This window comes from Pseudomonas sp. FeS53a (assembly GCF_000931385.1).
GTDB lineage: Bacteria > Pseudomonadota > Gammaproteobacteria > Pseudomonadales > Pseudomonadaceae > Metapseudomonas > Metapseudomonas otitidis.
The window spans coordinates 146,368-165,523 of record NZ_JYFT01000005.1 but is presented as its reverse complement, the minus strand read 5'-3'; the positions used below and the strand labels follow the sequence as shown (position 1 = coordinate 165,523).

Genomic DNA, 19,156 nt, shown 5'->3' with positions numbered 1-19,156 from the left:
CCTCCAAGCCCCCTCCCCACCAGCGCACCCAGCAGCTGGCGCGGCTGTTCACCACCCTGACCATCCTGGCGATCCTGGCCATGGAGGCCTGGCAGGTCTGGCTCGACTACCGGCAGGAGTTCCACCGCGCCGAAGTCAGCGCCACCAACGTCACCGGCGCCGCCGCCGAACACGCGCGCGACGCCATCCGCCAGGCCGATGCCCTGCTCTACGACCTGATCGAACAGGTCGAGCATGACGGCTTCGAACGGCTGGACAAGGCGCGCATGCACCGGCTGATGAAACGCCAGCAACAGTTCCTGCCGCAGCTCCACGAACTCTTCCTCTACGACAAGGACGGCAACTGCCTGGTCTCCGACCGCGAAGTGGGCGGCCAGCCGATGAACAACGCCGACCGCGAGTACTTCCGCTACCACCGGGACGACCGCGACGACCGCGTGCACATCAGCCAGGTGATCCGCAGCCGCTTCACCGGCGACCTGGTCATCCCCATCTCGCGGCGCATCGAGGACCGCAACGGCCAGTTCGCCGGCGTCGCCGTGGCCACCCTGGAAGTGGCCTACTTCAACCGTTTCTACGAAACCTTCGACCTGGGCGATCGCGGCATCATCGTGCTGGCCGAACAGAACGGCACCATCCTCGTCCGCCACCCCTTCGACCCCTACGCCACCGGCCGCAGCCTGGCCCGCACCCACATCGTCAAGGACCTGCTGCCGGAGGCGCCGGCCGGGGTCACGGTGGCCCGCTCCTCGCTGGACGACGTCGAGCGCCTGTTCAGCTACCGCCAGTTGCAGGACTACCCCCTGCTGGTGGAGACCGGCATCTCCACCCAATCCATCGCCGCGCCCTGGCTCAACCAGGTGGCCCGCTCGTGCCTGGTGGTGGTGGTGGTGATCGCCGGCCTGGTGTTCTTCGCCGCCACCCTGGTGCGGCAGATGGAACAGGGGGCTCTGGCCGAGGAAGAGCTGCGCCTGGCCCACGAAACCCTGGAGCAACTGGCCCTGGAGGATGCCCTCACCGGCCTGGCCAACCGCCGCCGGCTGGACGCCGTGCTGCCCATCGAGGCCAGCCGGGCCCGACGCCTGGGCACGCCGCTGGGCATCGTCATGCTCGATATCGATTACTTCAAGCGCTACAACGACCACTACGGGCACCTCGCCGGCGACCAGTGCATCCGCGCCGTCGCCCAGGTGCTGGCCGGCTTCGCCCGCCGCCCCGGCGATCTGGCCGCGCGCTACGGCGGCGAGGAAATGACCCTGCTGCTGCCCAACGCCGACCCCGAGGACACCCACCGCATCGCCGAACAGATCCGCCAGGCCGTGCGCGCGCTGGAGATCCCCCACAGCGGCAGCGACCACGGCGTGGTCACCGCCAGCCTCGGCTACCACGTGTACATGCCGCTGCCCCTGGACAACACCCCCGAAGCGCAGCTGCTGCGGGCCGCCGACGAAGCCCTGTACCGCGCCAAGGACGCCGGCCGTGACCGGGTTCACCCGCCGGCATCCTGAGCCCGGCAGGCCGTCGAAAAGCGCTGCACTCCGCCCCACACCCTGCGCTACCATGGCGCGCCGCCCGGCAGTGGATGCCGGTCGCCTCTCCTCCCCTGTTCTTCCAAGGAACGACAACGACAATGCTGTACGTCGTCATGCTCGGTGGCCGGCACCCCCGGGCCAAGATCGAAGTCCACGACGTGGTGTTCGCCTTCGCCGACACCATCGAAGACACCTACCCCCGCCTGCGTGAAGAGTGGTTCGGCAGCCGCGAAGGCCTGCACATCGACTCCTGGATGGCCATCGAAGGCGTCGACGGCTACCGCGTCAGCCTCAGCAGCCTGGCCCCGGCGCCCGGCTCGCCCCGGCTCTACTTCATCAACCTCGGCGGCTACGAACCCGGCTCCTTCGGCGAAGCCCACCGCTACCTGCTGGTGGTCGCCCGCGACCGCGCCGAAGCCAAGGAGCGCGGCAAGCGCCGCATGCACGCAGGCTGGGACAAACCCCACACCGACGCCCTGCTGGACGTGGACGACTGCATCCCCATCGACCTGCTCGACGGCCGCTACGTCCACCTCACCGAAGGCGAGCACCGGGGCATCACCCAGCGCAGCGACTACATCGTCCTGTCCTGACCCCCACCTGCCACGCACCGGGCCGCCCGCAGCCGCGCGGCGGTCACCTGGCGCACCTGGGCGCGGCTCTGGGCGATGTGGGCGGTCATGCGTGCGCAAGCGTCGTCCACATCCCGCCGCAGGATCGCCGCGAGCACGGCGGCGTGCTCCTCGTAGGTAGCGGCGATCCGCCCTTGCACCCCGAAATCCAGGCGCCGCACCACGCGGATACGCTCGCTCACCTCGCGGTGCACCCGCGCCAGTTCCGGGTTGCCGGCGGCCGCCACCAGTTCGCAGTGGAAGGCCTCGTCCCAGGCGGCCACCTCGGAATCCACCTCGCTGCGCCGGGACAGTGGCACCTGCCAGCGCGCGCAGAGCGGTGCCAGGCTGGCGGCAGCATCGGCGGCCTCGCACAGTCGCTCGATGGCCGCCCGCTCCAGCACGATGCGCAGGTCGTACAACGCCTCGAAGCGCTCGAACTCGAACGGCAGCACCTCCCAGCCGCTGCGGAAGTGCACCTGCAGGTAGCCCTCCTGCTGCAGGCGGTCCAGCGCCTGGCGCACCGGCGTGCGGCTCACCGCCAGGCGCGCGGCCACCTCGCCCTCGCTGAAGCGGTCGCCGGGCAGCAGGCGGAAATCGGCAATGTCGTCCTTGAGCTGGCGGTAGACGGTCTCCGCCAGGCGTGGCGGCCGGCTCGCCATCGGCTCAGCGCCCGCCCAGCGTCGCCACGTAGGCGCGCCAGCCCCCGAAGGCCGTGATGTCGCGGGCGCCTTCCAGGCCGCAGGGCTCGCAGATGAACCCCTTCACCCAGCGGCCATCCTCCAGTTGCAGGTTGCCGATCCCCAGGGGCGGCGGCACCTCGGCGACGAACTCACCGAAACGCGCCAGGGGTACGTCCCACAGCTCGACGATGATCGCGGCACCCTCCTGGCCGCGCACCAGGCCGGGCTTGGGCGGCACCGAGCCGGCCAGCGCGTGCAGGCGGTAGCAGGGGGCGGTGCGGGTCTCCTCCACCCGCACCGCACCACGGGTGGTCAGCTGATGGTTGAGCGGCATCCCGGTCAGGTGCGCCCCCACCACCGCCACCCGCACGCACTCGGGCGCCGGGACGGGCGGCGCCGTTGGCGGCAGCGAGCGCCCGGTGGCCCCCAGCGGCAGACCCAGCGCGGCCTGCCAGCGTCGCCCCAGGCTGGCCAGGGCCTGGTCGTGCCAAGCCGGGGCGATCAGGGTGATGCCGGCCGGCAGGCCGTCCTCGCGGAACCCCGCCGGCAGCGCCAGGGCACTCAGGTCGGCGAGGTTGGTGAAGTTGGTGTAGGTGCCGAACTGGCTGTTGTAGAGCAGCGGCTCGCGGGCCATTTCCGCCTGGGTGCGCAGGGTCGGCGAGGTGGGCACCAACAGCGCGTCGAACCCTGCCAGCACCTGCTGGATGCGTCGGGCCAGCGCCGCCCGGCGGTACTCGGCGCGGTAGGCGTCGCAGGCGCTGAAGTCGCGGCCGCTCTCGACGATGCCCCGCACCACCGGGTCCATCGCCTGGGGCCGGGTCTGCAGCAGGCTTCCCACGGCCACGGTGCGCTCGGCCACCCAGGGCCCTTGGTACAGCTCGCGGGCCAGCTCGGTAAACGGGCCGAAGTCGATGGGCACCACCTCGGCGCCCAGGGCCTCGAAACGCTGCACGGCCTGCTCGAACACCGCCTGGTTGCGCCGGTCGCCGAAGAACTCGGGCGCCTCGGGCACCGCCAGTCGCGGCCGTGCCCCGATGGCCACCGGCGCGGTGGCCGGGTTACGCCGTGCATAGGCGTCCGCTTCATCGAAACCACCGGCCAGCCGCGCCACCTGCTCGGCGTCGTCCACGGTCAGGGCGAACACCGAGATGCAGTCCAGGCTGCGGCAGGCCGGGACCAGCCCCTGGGTCGACAACCAGCCCCGGGTGGGCTTGAGGCCGACGATGTTGTTGAAGCCCGCCGGCACCCGCCCCGAGCCGGCGGTGTCGGTCCCCAGGGCAAAGGGCACCAGGCCACGCGCCACCACCGAGGCCGAGCCGGAGCTGGAGCCCCCGCTGACATAGGCCGGATCGAAGGCATTGGGCACCGCGCCAAAGGGCGAACGCACCCCCACCAGGCCGGTGGCGAACTGGTCGAGGTTGGTCTTGCCCAGCAACACGGCACCGGCGGCCTGTAGCCGCGCCACCACCGTGGCATCGGCCTCGGCGAGGTAGGCGAACGCCGGGCAGGCGGCGCTGGTGCGCCAGCCGGCGGCGTCGATGTTGTCCTTGATGGCGAACGGCACGCCATAGAGAGGCAGGGCCGACAGGTCGTCACCCGCGGCCTCCAGCTGGCGGGCCAGGGCGGCGAGACGCTCGGTCAACTGAGCCGGTTCGGCCAGCACGATCCAGGCCAGGTCTTCCCCGCGCAGGGTCTCCAGCAGCTCATGCAGGCAGTCGGGCTGCAGGCGGCCGTCGCGGTAGGCCTGCTGCCAGTCGTGCAGGGTCCAGCCGGTGGTGGGCAACAGCGGGGTCTTCATCGGGGCGCTCCATCTTGTATCCAAGTTGGCGACGCCCGTTGCAAGCGCCGGACCAGAAGCCGGGAACCCAGTCACCACGCGGCCTGTCGCATCTGCAAAGGCCCCGCGCACCCGGCAGGACGCCCGCCGACGGTGCGTGAGCGCCTCATTGCAGGGCCTCCGTCGAGCGGCACGGCCCATCGCTTGGGCGGGCTGCTCTCGGCCCCCCGAAAACGCTAGACTTGCCAGCATTTCGCCATCCCGGTCCCCGGCATGCCCACGAGCCCTGTCTACATCACCCCCGACCAGCTGTGCGTCGGCCTCTACATCCAGCTCGAACTGGGCTGGTGGGAACACGACTTCACCTTCAGCAACTTCAAGATCCGCGACGACAACCAGGTCGCCGCCCTGCGCAAGCTCGGCCTCAAGCGCCTGCGCTACGACCCGTCGCGCAGCGACTGCGAGCCCCTGCCACTGCAACCGGTCACCGCGCCGACCGAGCCGCTGGCAGACACCCCGCCCCCGCCAGCACCGGAAGAAGCCGCGCGCCAGGCGCGGGTGGTCCAGCTGAGCAAGTTGCGCACACGCCTGGCCGAGGTGGACCGCCGCTTCGTCCAGGCGAGCCAGCGGGTCAAGGCGATGAACCAGGCCCTGCGCAACCAGCCAGAAGATGCCCTGCGCCAGGCCGGGGAAGTGGTCGGCGAATTGGTGGAAGCCATCCAGGGCGAAGACGGCGCCGCGCTGCACAGCATCAACGGCAAGGCCCACGACGATGCCTACGTGCACCCGCTCAACGTCACCGTGCTGTCGCTGATGCTCGGCCGCCAGCTCGGCTACGACAGCGAGGCCTGCCACAGCCTCGGGCTCGGCGCCCTGCTCCACGACATCGGCAAGATGGACATCCCCAGCCAGGTGCTGCTCAAGCCCGAGCCCCTGACACGCCCGGAACAGCTGCTGCGCCAGCTGCACACCGAGTACGGCCTGCGCCGGGGCCAGCAGCTGATGCTCGACGACGAAGTGCTGCGGGTCATCCACGAGCACCACGAGCACTGCGACGGCACCGGCTACCCGCGCCAGCTGTCCGAGGCCGCCATCGGCCGGCTGAGCCGGGTGGTGTGCATCACCAACCACTTCGACGGCCTGTGCAACCCGCGCGACCCACGCGCCGGCCTCAGCCCCCACGAAGCGCTGAAGCAGATGTTCGCCCTGCACCGCTCGCGGTTCGACGACGTGATGCTCAAGGCCTTCATCCGCTGCATGGGCGTCTACCCGCCGGGCAGCCTGGTGCAGCTGGAGGATGATCGCTACGGCCTGGTGCTCGGCATGCACCCGAGCCAGCCGCTCAAGCCGACGCTGATCCTCTACGACAGCCAGGTGCCCAAGGAGGAAGCCCTGATCGTCGACCTGGAGCGTGAACCGCGCCTGACCATCGCCTCCGCCCTGCGGCCGGCCCAGGTGCCGCCCGAAGCACTGGACTACCTCAACCCCCGCCAGCGCATCACCTACTACATCGACCCGCGCACCCGCGGCTGAGCCGCGTGGGCGGATTTCCGCCACCCATCGCCTCCCAGGCCCCGCCATGGTGGCGGGTACCCGCCAGCCCGCGGCTGGCGTGCCTCCCGGCAAGCCCCGTGCCACCTGGCCTGCGACCATCTGGCACAGCCCTTGCTATTTCGGCCGCCCACGGAGGTCTCAGGACCACCGTTCGCAGCCGCCGCCACATGCGACGGCCAGAAGAACGCAGCGCCACCGCCCGGTCGCGCCCTCACAAAGGGCCCGGCCACACCGCGTGCACAGGGTGGCAGGCGCAGCCCGGAAGACTGGAAGGTTCATCGATGAAGAAACTGCTGCTGGCACTGACGTGCCTGAGCGTGGTCGGCTGCTCCCAGCCCGACGCCCCCGAACAACCCCTCGACGTGCTGCTGATCGGCGGCGGCATCATGAGTGCCAGCCTCGGCACCTACCTCCACGAGCTGGAGCCCGAGTGGACGATCGAGACCTTCGAACGCCTCGACCAGGTCGCCGAGGAAAGCTCCAACGCCCTGAACAACGCCGGCACCGGCCACTCGGCCTTCTGCGAGCTGAACTACACCCCCGAGACCGCTGACGGCGGCATCGACATCAGCAAGGCCGTGGCGATCAACGAATCCTTCGAGATCTCCAAGCAGTTCTGGGCCTACCAGATCGACCGTGGCGTGCTGAAGAACCCCCGCTCGTTCATCAACAACGTTCCGCACATGAGCTTCGTCTGGGGTGACGACAACGTCGCCTACCTGAAGAAGCGCCACGCCGCCCTGCAGCACAGCAACCTGTTCCGCGGCATGGAATACAGCGAAGACCACGCGCAGATCGCCCAGTGGGTACCGCTGGTGATGCAGGACCGCGACCCGGCCCAGAAGATCGCCGCCACCCGCATGCCGATTGGCACCGACGTGAACTTCGGCGAGATCACCCGCCAGCTGTTCGCCTCCCTGTCCGAGTCGCCCAAGTTCAAGCTGAACCTGAGCCATGAAGTGCGCGACATCGTGCGCAACGAAGACGGCACCTGGAAGGTGGTGGTGGCCGACCTGGCCCACGACGGCGCCGAGCGCGCAGTCAACGCCCGCTTCGTGTTCATCGGTGCCGGCGGCGGCGCCCTGAAGCTGCTGCAGAAATCCGGCATTGCGGAAGCCGAAGGCTACGCCGGCTTCCCGGTGGGCGGCTCCTTCCTGATGACCCGCAACCAGGACGTGGTCGCCCGTCACCATGCCAAGCTCTACGGCAAGGCCTCGGTCGGCTCGCCGCCCATGTCCGTCCCGCACCTGGACACCCGCGTGGTGGACGGCCAGGAAGTGCTGCTGTTCGGCCCCTTCGCGACCTTCTCCACCAAGTTCCTGAAGAACGGCTCGCACATGGACATGTTCAGCGCCATCACCACCGACAACATCGGCCCGATGACCACCGCCGGCATGGACAACCTGGACCTCAGCCAGTACCTGGTCGGCCAGCTGATGCTCGACCAGGACGACCGCATGGCCGCCCTGCGCGAGTACTTCCCCGATGCGCAGGACGCCGACTGGGAACTGATCCAGGCCGGCCAGCGCGTGCAGGTGATCAAGAAGGATCCGGTGAAGGGTGGCGTGCTGCAGTTCGGCACCGAAGTGGTCAGCGCCGCCGACGGCTCCATCGCCGCCCTGCTGGGCGCCTCCCCCGGTGCCTCCACCGCCGCGCCTATCATGCTCAGCGTGCTGGAGAAGACCTTCCCCGAGAAGCTCAAGAGCGACGCCTGGCAGGCCCGCCTGAAGGCCATCATCCCGTCCTACGGCCGCAAGCTGAACGACGACCTGGAGCTGACCAACAGCACCCGCGCCTGGAGCCACGAGCGCCTGCAGCTGGAGTTCATCCCCGTCCAGCCCGAGAGCGCCCCGGCCCCGGCCGCCGCCCTCTGATCCCCCTGCCCCGCCCGTCCTGGGCGGGGCACTCCGCCGCCGAGCATTCGGCAGGCGCCACTTCCCCGCCGCTGCCACCCAGCCGACGCCGATCCGCAGCGCCACATTCCGGCTCCCCCGCGCTCGACAGGCGGAACCCCAGCCCGGCCAACGCAGTCCAGAACATGGCGAGGCCCGTGCAGCGCGACTAGCTTTGAGGGTCTCCGTCCGTGTACCGGCCCCCGCCGTGTGGGCCAAAGGAGAAGCAGATGCCCTCGTTGGATAGCCTGAACTGCCGCCGCCCCCTGGATGTGGACGGCAAGACCTATCACTACTTCAGCCTGCCGGAGGCCGCCAAGAGCCTCGGCAGCATCGACAAGCTACCCCTGTCCCTGAAAGTGCTGCTGGAGAACCTGCTGCGCTGGGAGGACGGCAAGACCGTCACCCGGGACGACCTCGATGCCCTGGTCGCCTGGCAGAAGGAGCGTCGCTCCGACCGGGAGATCCAGTACCGCCCGGCGCGGGTGCTGATGCAGGACTTCACCGGCGTGCCGGCGGTGGTCGACCTGGCCGCCATGCGCGATGCCGTGGCCAGCGCCGGGGGCGACCCGCAGAAGATCAATCCGCTCTCCCCGGTGGACCTGGTGATCGACCACTCGGTGATGGTGGACCGTTACGCCAGCCCCGAGGCCTTCGCCCGCAACGTGGAGCTGGAGATGGCCCGCAACGGCGAGCGCTATGCCTTCCTGCGCTGGGGCCAGAGCGCCTTCGACAACTTCAGCGTGGTGCCGCCGGGCACCGGCATCTGCCACCAGGTGAACCTGGAATACCTCGGCCGCACCGTCTGGACGCGGGAAGAAGACGGCCTGACCTACGCCTTCCCCGACACCCTGGTGGGCACCGACTCCCACACCACCATGATCAACGGCCTCGGCGTGCTCGGCTGGGGCGTCGGCGGCATCGAGGCGGAGGCGGCCATGCTCGGCCAGCCGGTGTCGATGCTGATTCCCGAGGTGGTCGGCTTCAAGCTCAGTGGCAAGCTGCGCGAGGGCATCACCGCCACCGACCTGGTGCTGACGGTCACCCAGATGCTGCGCAAGAAGGGGGTGGTGGGGAAATTCGTCGAATTCTACGGCGACGGCCTGGCGGAACTGCCCCTGGCCGACCGCGCCACCCTGGCCAACATGGCACCGGAGTACGGGGCCACCTGCGGCTTCTTCCCGGTGGACGAGGTGACCCTCGGCTACCTGCGCCTGTCCGGCCGGCCCGAGGCCACCGTCAAGCTGGTGGAGGCCTACTGCAAGGCCCAGGGCCTGTGGCGCAACGCCGGCGACGAGCCGCTGTTCACCGACAGCCTGGCCCTGGACATGGGCACGGTGGAAGCCAGCCTGGCCGGCCCCAAGCGCCCGCAGGACCGCGTCCCGCTGACCCGCGTGGCCAGGACCTTCGATGACCTCCTCGCCCTGCAGCCCGCCCCTGCCGGCACCGGAGGCCAGGCCCAGCGCGGCACGGCCGAGTACCGGCACGAGGGCCGGAGCTACCGCCTGGAGGATGGCGCCGTGGTGATCGCCGCCATCACCTCCTGCACCAACACCTCCAACCCCAGCGTGATGATGGCGGCCGGGCTGCTGGCGAAGAAGGCCGTGGAGAAGGGCCTGGCGCGCAAGCCCTGGGTGAAGAGTTCCCTGGCCCCCGGCTCCAAAGTGGTGACCGAGTACTTCGCCGCCGCCGGGCTGACCCCGTACCTCGACACCCTGGGCTTCGACCTGGTGGGCTACGGCTGCACCACCTGCATCGGCAACTCCGGGCCGTTGCTGGAACCCATCGAGCAGGCCATCCAGCAGGGCGACCTGACGGTGGCCTCGGTGCTCTCCGGCAACCGCAACTTCGAAGGCCGTGTGCACCCGCTGGTGAAGACCAACTGGCTGGCTTCCCCGCCCCTGGTGGTCGCCTATGCCCTGGCCGGCAGCGTGCGCCTGGACCTCAGCCGCGAGCCCCTGGGCGAGGACCGCAACGGCCAACCGGTGTACCTCAAGGACATCTGGCCCAGCCAGCAGGAGGTGGCCGAAGCCATCGCCAAGGTGGACACCGCGATGTTCCGCAAGGAATACGCCGAGGTCTTCACCGGCGACGAGACCTGGCAGGCGATCCAGGTGCCGGATGCCGACACCTATGCCTGGCAGCCCGACTCCACCTACATCCAGCACCCGCCGTTCTTCGCCGACATCGGCGGCGAACCGCCCCGGGTGACCGACGTGCAGCGCGCCCGCATCCTCGCCTTGCTGGGGGACTCGGTGACCACCGACCACATCTCCCCCGCCGGCAACATCAAGGCCGACAGCCCGGCCGGGCGCTACCTGCGCGAACACGGCGTAGAGCCAGCCGACTTCAACTCCTACGGCTCGCGCCGGGGCAACCACGAGGTGATGATGCGCGGCACCTTCGCCAACATCCGCATCCGCAACGAAATGCTCGGCGGCGAGGAAGGCGGCAACACCCTCCACGTGCCCAGCGGCGAGAAGCTGGCCATCTACGACGCCGCCATGCGCTACCAGGCCGAAGGCACGCCGCTGGTGATCATTGCCGGCAAGGAATACGGCACCGGCTCCTCCCGCGACTGGGCGGCCAAGGGCACCAATCTGCTGGGGGTCAAGGCGGTGATCGCCGAGAGCTTCGAGCGCATCCACCGCTCCAACCTGGTGGGCATGGGCGTGCTGCCGCTGCAGTTCACCGGCGGCATCGACCGCAAGCGCCTGGGCCTGACCGGGCGCGAGCGGATCGCCGTCCTCGGGCTCAGCGGCGTGGAACTGCGCCCGCGCATGGACCTGACCCTGGAGATCACCCGCGAGGACGGCTCCCACGAGAATGTCGAGGTGCTCTGCCGCATCGACACCCTCAATGAAGTGGAGTACTTCAAGGCCGGCGGCATCCTCCACTACGTGCTGCGCCAGCTGCTCGCAGCCTGACCTGTAAGCGGCCCGGAGCCCCGCAAGGGCTCTGGGTCGCTGGCTGGCAGGAAACTTTCCCGACGGCGACACGACACAAACTGTTTACACTGCACGGCAAAAAATGGCTCAACTTTGGTTCACCAGAGCCGATACCCGCCTCAAGCCTTGCGGAAGAACAACATGAGAAACAACCAACCGGTTACCCAACGCGAAAGGACCTACCCCGCCGAGCAGCGCCTCATTTCGACCACGGACGGCAAGGGTGTCATCACCTACTGCAACCAGGCCTTCGTCGATATCAGCGGCTATTCCAGGGAAGAGCTGATCCACGCTCCACACAACCTCGTCCGCCACCCGGACGTGCCCCCCGCCGTGTTCGCCCACATGTGGGCCACCCTGAAGAAGGGCCGGCCGTGGATGGGCATCGTCAAGAACCGCTGCAAGAACGGCGACCACTACTGGGTCAACGCCTACGTCACGCCCATCTTCGAGGGCAGCCAGGTCACCGGCTACGAGTCGGTGCGGGTCAAACCCACCGCCGAGCAGGTGCGCCGGGCCGAAGCACTCTACGCACGGATCAACGCCGGCAAGTCCGCCATCCCCAGCCAGGACCGCTGGCTGCCGGTGCTGCAGGACTGGCTGCCGTTCATCCTCATCAGCCAGATCGGCTTCTTCATCGGTGCCTGGCTGACCTCCCACTGGGGCTTCCTGCTCGCCGCGCTGCTCTCCGTGCCCCTCGGGCTGATCGGCCTCGCCTGGCAAGGGCGCGGCATCAAGCGCCTGCTGCACCTGGCCGAGCAGACCACCTCCGACCCGCTGATCGCGCGGATGTACACCGACAGCCGGGGCGACCAGGCCCGCCTGGAGATGGCCCTGCTCAGCCAGGAGGCACGCCTCAAGACCTGCCTCACCCGTCTGCAGGACACCGCCGAGCACCTCACCGACCAGGCCCGCCAGGCCGATGCCCTGGCCCACAACAGCTCCGACGGGCTGGAGCGCCAGCGCCAGGAGACCGACCAGGCGGCCACCGCCGTCAACCAGATGGCCGCCACCACCCAGGAAGTCGCCTCCAACGTCCAGCGCACCGCCGACGCCACCCAGGAGGCCAACCGCCTCACCACCCAGGGCCGGCATGTCGCCGCCGAGACCCGCGCCGCCATCGAGCGCCTGTCGCAGTCGGTGATCGAGACCAGCGAGACCGTCGCCCGCCTGGCCCAGGACAGCAACGAGATCGGTGGCGTGGTGGACGTGATCAAGGGCATCGCCGACCAGACCAACCTGCTCGCCCTCAACGCCGCCATCGAGGCCGCCCGTGCCGGCGAAATGGGCCGGGGCTTCGCCGTGGTGGCCGACGAGGTGCGCTCCCTGGCGCAACGCACCGCCGAGTCCACCGGGCAGATCCACCAGCTCATCGCCCAGTTGCAGAAGACCGCCGAGGAAACCGTGCGCACCATGGAGAACGGTCGTCGCCAGGCCGACGAAGGCGTCGAGCAGGTGCTGCAGGCCGACCAGGCCCTGGTGGGCATCAGCGAAGCCGTGGCCAACATCACCGCCATGACCGACCAGATCGCCGCCGCCACCGAGGAACAGAGCGCCGTGGCCGAAGAGATCAACGTGCGCATCGGCAGCATCGCCCAGCTCGCCGACCAGACCTCCGGCGAAGCCCAGCGCACCGCCCTGCTGAGCGAAGAGCTGGCCCGCACCGCCCACGGCCAGTACTCCCTGGTGGACCGCTTCAACCGCTGAACCCCACCCGGTCGAAACGGAGCGCTCCAGGGCGCTCTTTTTCGTTGTGCCGCCCGCTCGCCGCCGCGCCTCCCTGACCCGCTCGACCGGCACCGTACAGGTCTTTTCGCCGCAGATCCGCACCGGGTCGGGCCGCCGGCCTGAAGATTCCACTTGAACGTTCCCGCTTCGCCCCACTCACAGTTCGTATCCCGCTGCGCTCGCGTGGGCGCGGCAGTCTGACAAGGATGGGGAAACGGATGGCAACCCGAACGCCCACACTCGCGTTCTGCCTGGCGACGCTGGCACTGGCCGGCTGCGGCCAGGACACACCGCAGGAACACCTGCCCCGCGTACTGGTGCGCGAGGCCACCCGCACTGACTACGCCCCGCGCCCCAGCGTGGTGGGCGACATCCAGGCGCGGGTCGAGGCGCAGCAGGCCTTCCGCGTCGGCGGCAAGATCATCGAACGCCATGTCGACGTGGGCGACCGGGTGCAGGCCGGCCAGGTCCTGGCCCGCCTCGACCCGCAGGAGCTGCGCACCCAGGTGGACAACGCCCGCGCCGCCGTCGCGGCCGAGCAGGCGCGGCTGCGCCTGGCCGAAGTCGACTTCCGGCGCCAGGGCCAACTGCTGCCCAAAGGCTACACCAGCCGCAGCGAATACGACCGCGCCCAGGCCGAACGCCGTGCCGCGCAAAGCGCCCTGGACGCCGCCCTCGCCCAGCAGGCCTCCGCCGAAGACCAGCTCTCCTACACCGAACTCAAGGCCTCCACCGACGGGGTCATCACCCAGCGCAGCGGCGAGGTCGGCCAGGTGGTGCAGGCCACCCTGCCGATCTTCACCCTGGCCGGCGAAGGCGAGCGGGACGCCGTGTTCAACGTCTACGAATCGCTGTTCCAGGGCGACCAGGGCGATCAGCCGGTCAGCGTCCACCTGCTCTCCGACCCGACCGTGCGGGTCGAGGGCCGCATCCGCGAAGTCACCCCCACCGTCGACGACCGCAGCGGCACGCTGAAGGTGAAGGTCGGCCTCGACCGGGTCCCCGCCGCCATGGGCCTGGGCAGCGTGGTGGGGGCCGAGCTGCCGCAGGCCGCGCAGCCCCGCGTGGTGCTGCCCTGGTCGGCGCTGTTCAAGCAGGGCCGGAGCCCGGCGGTGTGGGTGCTGGACGACGAGGACCGCGCCCACCTGCAACTGGTGAGCCGGGTCAGCTACGCCCGCGAACGGGTGATCGTCGGCGAAGGCCTGTCCGCCGGGCAGCGGGTCGTGGTGGCGGGCGGCCAGATGCTGCACCCCGGGCAGAAGGTGGAAGTGGCCCGTGACGAACAGGCCGCCGAGCCGGTGGAGCACAGCGCCAGCGCCGAGCCCCGCACCCGGACGGAGGCCCGCCCATGAAGCCCTGGCTGCCAGCCCTTGCACTGGCCGCACTGGCCGGCTGCTCCCAGGAGGCGGACAAGGCCCCGGCGCCGCGCCCGGTGCTCTACGTCACCGTGCGCAGCGACGACGTCCACCAGGTCGGCCGCTTCGCAGGCAGCATCCAGGCCCGCTACGAGACGACCCTGGGCTTTCGCACCAACGGCCGCATCGCCGCACGCACCCTCAATGTCGGCGACAGCGTGGAAACCGGCACCCTGCTCGCCACCCTCGACCCCACCGACCAGCAGAACGCCCTGCTCAGCGCCCAGGGCGATGCCTCCCGCGCCGAGGCCGAGTGGATCGACGCCCAGGCCGACGAGCGCCGCCAAGCCGAACTGCTCGCCCGGGGCGTAGGCGCCCAGGCCAACCTGGACCGCGCCCGCACCCGCCTGAAGACCAGCCGCGCCACCCTCGACCAGGCCAACTCGGCGGTGCGCCGGGCCCAGGATCAGCTGGGCTACACCGAGCTGCGCAGCGACATCGCCGGCGTCATCACCCAATGGCACGCCGAGGCCGGCCAGGTGGTGCAAGCCGGCCAGGAGGTGGTGACCCTGGTCCGCCCTGACGTGAAGGAAGCGGTGGTCGACCTGCCGGATGAACTGGTCCAGCGCCTGCCCGCCGACGCGCGCTTCGAGGTGAGCGCCCAGCTCGACCCGCAGGCGCGCACCACCGGCACGGTACGGGAACTGGCGCCCCAGGCCGACGCCACCACCCGCACCCGGCGCCTGCGCCTGTCCCTGGGCGAGGCCCCATCCAGCTTCCACCTGGGCAGCACCGTCAGCGTGCTGCTCAGCAGCCCGGTCGCCCCGCGCACCCACCTGCCGGCCACGGCGCTGATCGGCGATACCCGCGCCACCGGGCCGGCCCAGGTCTGGGTGCTGGACCCGCAGGCACGCCAGGTGCACCGCCGCACCGTGGAGGTGCTGCGCAACCAGGACGGCAAGGTCACGGTCGGCAGCGGGCTGGCCGACGGCGAACGGGTCGTCAGCGCCGGCGTGAACAGCTTGAAAGAGGGCCAGGAGGTGAAGATGGACGAAGGAGCGCAACCGTGAGCGAGCAGCACAGGGACCGCCCGCGCGGCGACACCGGCAAGGCCGGCTTCAACCTCTCCGAATGGGCGCTGCGGCACCCCTCGTTCGTCTGGTACCTGATGGTCGTTTCGCTGGTGATGGGGGTGTTCTCCTACTTCAACCTGGGCCGCGAGGAAGACCCCTCCTTCACCATCAAGACCATGGTGATCCAGGCCCGCTGGCCGGGCGCCACGGTGGACGACACGCTGCTGCAGGTCACCGACCGCATCGAGAAAAAGCTGGAGGAGCTGGACAGCCTGGACTATGTGAAGAGCTACACGCGGCCGGGCGAAGCGACGGTGTTCGTCTACCTGAAGGACACCACCAGCGGCAAGGCGATCCCGGACATCTGGTACCAGGTGCGCAAGAAGATCAACGACATCCGCGGCGACTTCCCCCAGGGCCTGCAGGGCCCCGCGTTCAACGACGAGTTCGGCGACGTGTTCGGCAGCGTCTACGCCTTCACCGCCGACGGCCTGAGCTTCCGCCAGCTGCGTGACTACGTGGAGAAGGCCCGGCTGGACATCCGCAGCGTGGAGAACCTGGGCAAGGTGGAACTGATCGGCGCGCAGAGCGAGGTCATCTACCTCAACTTCTCCACCCGCAAGCTCGCCGCCCTGGGCATCGACCAGCGTCAGGTGCTGGACAGCCTGCGCCAGCAGAACGCGGTGACGCCCTCCGGTGTGATCGAGGCCGGGCCCGAGCGCATCTCGGTGCGCACCAACAGCGAGTTCCGCTCCGAGGCCGACCTGGCCGCAGTGAACCTGCGGGTGAACGACCGCTTCTACCGCCTCTCCGACCTGGCGGACATCCAGCGCACCTACACCGACCCGCCCAGCACGCTGTTCCGCTACAACGGCCAGCCCGCCATCGGCCTGGCCGTGGCCATGCGCAAGGGCGGCAACATCCAGGAATTCGGCGAAGCACTGCGCCAGCGCATGGAGCAGATCACCGCCGAGCTGCCGGTGGGCGTCGGCGTGCACACGGTGTCGAACCAGGCCGAGGTGGTGGAGAAGGCCGTGGGCGGCTTCACCAGCGCCCTGTTCGAGGCCATCGTCATCGTCCTCGCGGTGAGCTTCGTCAGCCTCGGGGTACGCGCCGGGCTGGTGGTGGCCTGCTCCATCCCGCTGGTGCTGGCGATGGTCTTCGTGTTCATGGAATACACCGACATCACCATGCAGCGGATCTCCCTCGGCGCGCTGATCATCGCCCTCGGCCTGCTGGTGGACGACGCGATGATCACCGTGGAGATGATGGTCACCCGGCTGGAACTGGGGGACTCGCTGCACGAAGCGGCCACCTTCGCCTACCGCTCCACGGCCTTCCCCATGCTCACCGGCACCCTGGTGACCATCGCCGGCTTCGTGCCCATCGGCCTCAACGCCAGCTCGGCGGGGGAATACACCTTCACCCTGTTCGCGGTGATCGCCGTGGCGCTGATCCTCTCGTGGATCGTCGCCGTGCTGTTCGCCCCGGTGATCGCCGTGCACATCCTGCCCAGGACGCTCAAGCAGCCTGAGGAGAAGAAGAGCCGGCTGTTCGGCTTCTTCGACCGCTGGCTGCAGCGGGCCATGCGCCGCAACCTGCTGACCCTGGTGGTCACCCTCGGGCTGCTGGGGGTGTCGCTGTACCTGCTGCAGTTCGTCCAGCAGCAGTTCTTCCCCGCCTCCGACCGGCCCGAGCTGCTGGTGGACCTGAACCTGCCGCAGAACAGCAGCATCGACGAAACGCGCCGGGTGATGGACCGGGTCGAAGCGCTGCTCAAGGACGACGAAGACGTCTCGCGCTGGAGCGCCTACGTCGGCCAGGGCGCGGTGCGCTTCTACCTGCCCCTGGACCAGCAGCTGCAAAACCCCTTCTACGGTCAGTTGGTGATCGTCGCCCGCGACCTGGAAGCCCGCGAGCGCCTGGCGGGCCGCCTGCGCGAACACCTGCGCCGCGACTTCGTCGGCATCAGCAGCTACGTGCAGCCGCTGGAGATGGGGCCACCGGTGGGACGGCCGATCCAGTACCGCATCAGCGGCCCGGACGTGGACAAGGTGCGCGACTACGCCATGCAGCTCGCCGCCCTGCTGGACAGCAACCCGCACATCGGCGAGATCATCTACGACTGGAACGAGCCGGGTAAGGTGCTGCGCATCGAGATCGCCCAGGACAAGCTGCGCCAGCTGGGCCTCGGCTCCGAGGACGTGGCGCAGATGCTCAACAGCGTGGTCACCGGCACCACCGTGACCCAGGTGCGCGACGACATCTTCCTGATCGACGTGGTCGGCCGCTCCGGGCGCGAGGAACGCAGCTCGCCGGAAACCATTGAGAACCTGCAGATGGTCAACGCCAGCGGCACCTCCATCCCGCTCAAGGCCTTCGCCCGCGTCGGCTACGAGCTGGAGCAACCGCTGGTGTGGCGGCGCGACCGCAAGCCCACCATCACCCTCAAGGCCAGCATCACCGACGACATCCAGCCCACCGACCTGGTGAAGGTGCTCCGGCCGGACATCGACGGCTTCGCCGCCAAGCTGCCGGCCAACTACCGGCTGGCTGCCGGCGGCACCGTCGAGGAGAGCGGCAAGGCCCAGGGGCCCATCGGCCGGGTGGTGCCGTTGATGCTGTTCCTCATGGCCACCTTCCTGATGATCCAGCTGCAGAGCGTGCAGAAGACCCTGCTGGTGGCCAGCGTCGCCCCGCTGGGCCTCATCGGCGTGGTCGCCGCCCTGCTGCCCACCGGCACACCCATGGGCTTCGTGGCGATCCTCGGGATCCTCGCGCTGATCGGCATTATCATCCGCAACTCGGTGATCCTGGTGACCCAGATCGAGGCCTTCGAGGCCGAAGGCCGCTCCCCCTGGAAAGCCGTGATCGAGGCCACCCACCACCGCACCCGGCCGATCCTGCTGACCGCCGCCGCCGCCAGCCTGGGCATGATCCCCATCGCCCGCGAAGTGTTCTGGGGACCGATGGCCTTCGCCATGATCGGCGGGATCATCGCCGCGACACTGCTGACGCTGTTCTTCCTGCCGGCGCTGTACGTCACCTGGTACCGCATCCGGGAGGAGTGACCGGGCCGCCCGCCCCGGCCGGTGCGGTTTCCCCGGCAGGCTGCGATGGAGTTCGTAAAAGCGGCGGATGGCGCCGGGGGCCGGGCTGCGCAGACCCGGGGCCTGTGCTAAAAACCGCCCACGAACGCGGGTGCCGAGCCGTCGCCCGGCAACGCTGAAAAAGGAGCGACACCATGGGCATTTCCTCCAGGGCCATCCTGGCACTGCTGCTAGGCGCAGGCAGCGCCACCGCCGAAGAACCGACCGACACCGGCAGCCCCATCAAGGACTCGGCCAAGGCCGCCGTTTCTGCCGCCATCTCGGCCGGCAAGAACCTCCTTGGCGGCGCCTCCGAAGGCATCACCGAAGGCCGCCAGTCCGCCCAGGGCGCGGACGGCGCCTTGGTGATCTCCCAGCTGGACCAACTGGACGGCAAGATCGAGGTCCACCTGCTCAAGACCGAAGCCCAGGATGAGAACCTCAGTGTCCTGTTCGGCTTCAAGAACCTCACCGACAAGCCGATCCGACTGATCAACCTGACCTACAACGGCGCCCTGCTGGCCATCGACCAGGACGACTACTCCAGCAACCTGACGCCGATGGACAACCCCGAGGAAGTCACCGTCCCGCCCAAGACCGGTGTTCGGCAGAAATTCGTCTTCCAGGGTCCGGTGGAAGGCCCCAAGACCGTGCGCCTGTGGGGCCGGGACTACCCCGTCAAGTAAGCCAGGCACGCCGACCTCGAAAGGCCGGGCCTGACCCAGCTTTCCCCGGAAATGCCCCATACCCGGACTGAAGTCCGGCCTACGCAGAGCCACGCCTGGGAGTTCGCGGTGGAGGGGTGAAGCGCCGCTCACCCTACTCGCCTGGAAACACCCGTAGCCTGGGCTTCAGCCCAGGGATGCGCCGGACTGTACCCAGGCACGGGCTCGGCACCCTTCCCGGACTGAAGT

12 protein-coding genes are annotated in these 19,156 nt (G+C 69.5%); 10 read left to right on the top strand and 2 right to left on the bottom strand.

Annotation, left to right across the window (positions count from 1 at the left end; translation table 11 throughout):
* Both SZ55_RS02210 and SZ55_RS02205 read left to right on the top strand, forming a co-directional pair.
* Positions 1–1,508 (top strand): sensor domain-containing diguanylate cyclase (locus SZ55_RS02210; RefSeq protein WP_044400561.1); only part of this gene is annotated, 1,508 nt, incomplete at its 5' end.
* A 122-nt stretch (positions 1,509–1,630) separates the two neighbouring features.
* Positions 1,631–2,125 carry a DUF1543 domain-containing protein gene (locus SZ55_RS02205; protein WP_044400559.1) on the top strand — a complete coding sequence of 165 codons (495 nt, stop codon included), beginning with the start codon at positions 1,631–1,633 and terminating at the stop codon, positions 2,123–2,125.
* On the opposite strand, the gene SZ55_RS02200 is transcribed toward SZ55_RS02205, so the two are convergent.
* Both SZ55_RS02200 and atzF read right to left on the bottom strand, forming a co-directional pair.
* On the bottom strand, positions 2,107–2,805 hold the full coding sequence (locus tag SZ55_RS02200) for a GntR family transcriptional regulator (protein WP_044400557.1): 699 nt from the start codon (positions 2,803–2,805) through the stop codon (positions 2,107–2,109). The genes SZ55_RS02205 and SZ55_RS02200 overlap by 19 nt on opposite strands.
* A gap of 4 nt (positions 2,806–2,809) precedes the next feature.
* On the bottom strand, positions 2,810–4,624 hold the full coding sequence (atzF, locus tag SZ55_RS02195; protein WP_044400555.1) for an allophanate hydrolase: 1,815 nt from the start codon (positions 4,622–4,624) through the stop codon (positions 2,810–2,812).
* A 252-nt stretch (positions 4,625–4,876) separates the two neighbouring features.
* On the opposite strand from atzF, the gene SZ55_RS02190 reads away from it, so the two are divergent.
* The 8 genes from SZ55_RS02190 (at position 4,877) to SZ55_RS02155 (ending at position 18,928) form a co-directional block, all read left to right on the top strand.
* Entirely contained in the window at positions 4,877–6,136 is a 1,260-nt protein-coding gene (locus SZ55_RS02190; protein WP_044400553.1) for an HD-GYP domain-containing protein, read from the top strand.
* Positions 6,137–6,438: 302 nt separating this feature from the next.
* On the top strand, positions 6,439–8,031 hold the full coding sequence (locus SZ55_RS02185) for a malate:quinone oxidoreductase (RefSeq protein ID WP_044400551.1): 1,593 nt from the start codon (positions 6,439–6,441) through the stop codon (positions 8,029–8,031).
* A 248-nt stretch (positions 8,032–8,279) separates the two neighbouring features.
* Positions 8,280–10,976: an aconitate hydratase AcnA gene (gene acnA / locus SZ55_RS02180; protein ID WP_044400549.1), complete on the top strand. Its 2,697-nt coding sequence runs from the start codon at positions 8,280–8,282 to the stop codon at positions 10,974–10,976.
* A gap of 162 nt (positions 10,977–11,138) precedes the next feature.
* Positions 11,139–12,704 carry a methyl-accepting chemotaxis protein gene (locus SZ55_RS02175; protein WP_044400547.1) on the top strand — a complete coding sequence of 522 codons (1,566 nt, stop codon included), beginning with the start codon at positions 11,139–11,141 and terminating at the stop codon, positions 12,702–12,704.
* Between the two features lie 239 nt (positions 12,705–12,943).
* Positions 12,944–14,077, top strand: coding sequence for an efflux RND transporter periplasmic adaptor subunit (locus SZ55_RS02170; RefSeq protein ID WP_044400545.1), 1,134 nt, complete (start codon positions 12,944–12,946; stop codon positions 14,075–14,077).
* Positions 14,074–15,150 carry an efflux RND transporter periplasmic adaptor subunit gene (locus tag SZ55_RS02165; protein ID WP_044400542.1) on the top strand — a complete coding sequence of 359 codons (1,077 nt, stop codon included), beginning with the start codon at positions 14,074–14,076 and terminating at the stop codon, positions 15,148–15,150. The genes SZ55_RS02170 and SZ55_RS02165 overlap by 4 nt, the downstream gene beginning before the upstream one ends.
* Positions 15,147–18,224: an efflux RND transporter permease subunit gene (locus SZ55_RS02160; protein ID WP_044400539.1), complete on the top strand. Its 3,078-nt coding sequence runs from the start codon at positions 15,147–15,149 to the stop codon at positions 18,222–18,224. Before SZ55_RS02165 ends, SZ55_RS02160 begins: the two co-directional genes overlap by 4 nt.
* A 173-nt stretch (positions 18,225–18,397) precedes the next feature.
* Positions 18,398–18,928, top strand: coding sequence for a hypothetical protein (locus SZ55_RS02155; RefSeq protein ID WP_044400535.1), 531 nt, complete (start codon positions 18,398–18,400; stop codon positions 18,926–18,928).
* Positions 18,929–19,156 lie beyond the last annotated feature (228 nt).

Excerpts from the sequence above, each read along its gene's own strand:
- SZ55_RS02165 (WP_044400542.1), top strand. The coding sequence starts at position 14,074 with ATGAAGCCCTGGCTGCCAGCCCTTGCACTGGCCGCACTGGCCGGCTGC.
- acnA (WP_044400549.1), top strand. The coding sequence starts at position 8,280 with ATGCCCTCGTTGGATAGCCTGAACTGCCGCCGCCCCCTGGATGTGGAC.
- SZ55_RS02200 (WP_044400557.1), bottom strand. The coding sequence starts at position 2,805 with ATGGCGAGCCGGCCGCCACGCCTGGCGGAGACCGTCTACCGCCAGCTC.
- atzF (WP_044400555.1), bottom strand. The coding sequence starts at position 4,624 with ATGAAGACCCCGCTGTTGCCCACCACCGGCTGGACCCTGCACGACTGG.
- SZ55_RS02155 (WP_044400535.1), top strand. The coding sequence starts at position 18,398 with ATGGGCATTTCCTCCAGGGCCATCCTGGCACTGCTGCTAGGCGCAGGC.
- SZ55_RS02190 (WP_044400553.1), top strand. The coding sequence starts at position 4,877 with ATGCCCACGAGCCCTGTCTACATCACCCCCGACCAGCTGTGCGTCGGC.
- SZ55_RS02175 (WP_044400547.1), top strand. The coding sequence starts at position 11,139 with ATGAGAAACAACCAACCGGTTACCCAACGCGAAAGGACCTACCCCGCC.
- SZ55_RS02205 (WP_044400559.1), top strand. The coding sequence starts at position 1,631 with ATGCTGTACGTCGTCATGCTCGGTGGCCGGCACCCCCGGGCCAAGATC.
- SZ55_RS02170 (WP_044400545.1), top strand. The coding sequence starts at position 12,944 with ATGGCAACCCGAACGCCCACACTCGCGTTCTGCCTGGCGACGCTGGCA.
- SZ55_RS02185 (WP_044400551.1), top strand. The coding sequence starts at position 6,439 with ATGAAGAAACTGCTGCTGGCACTGACGTGCCTGAGCGTGGTCGGCTGC.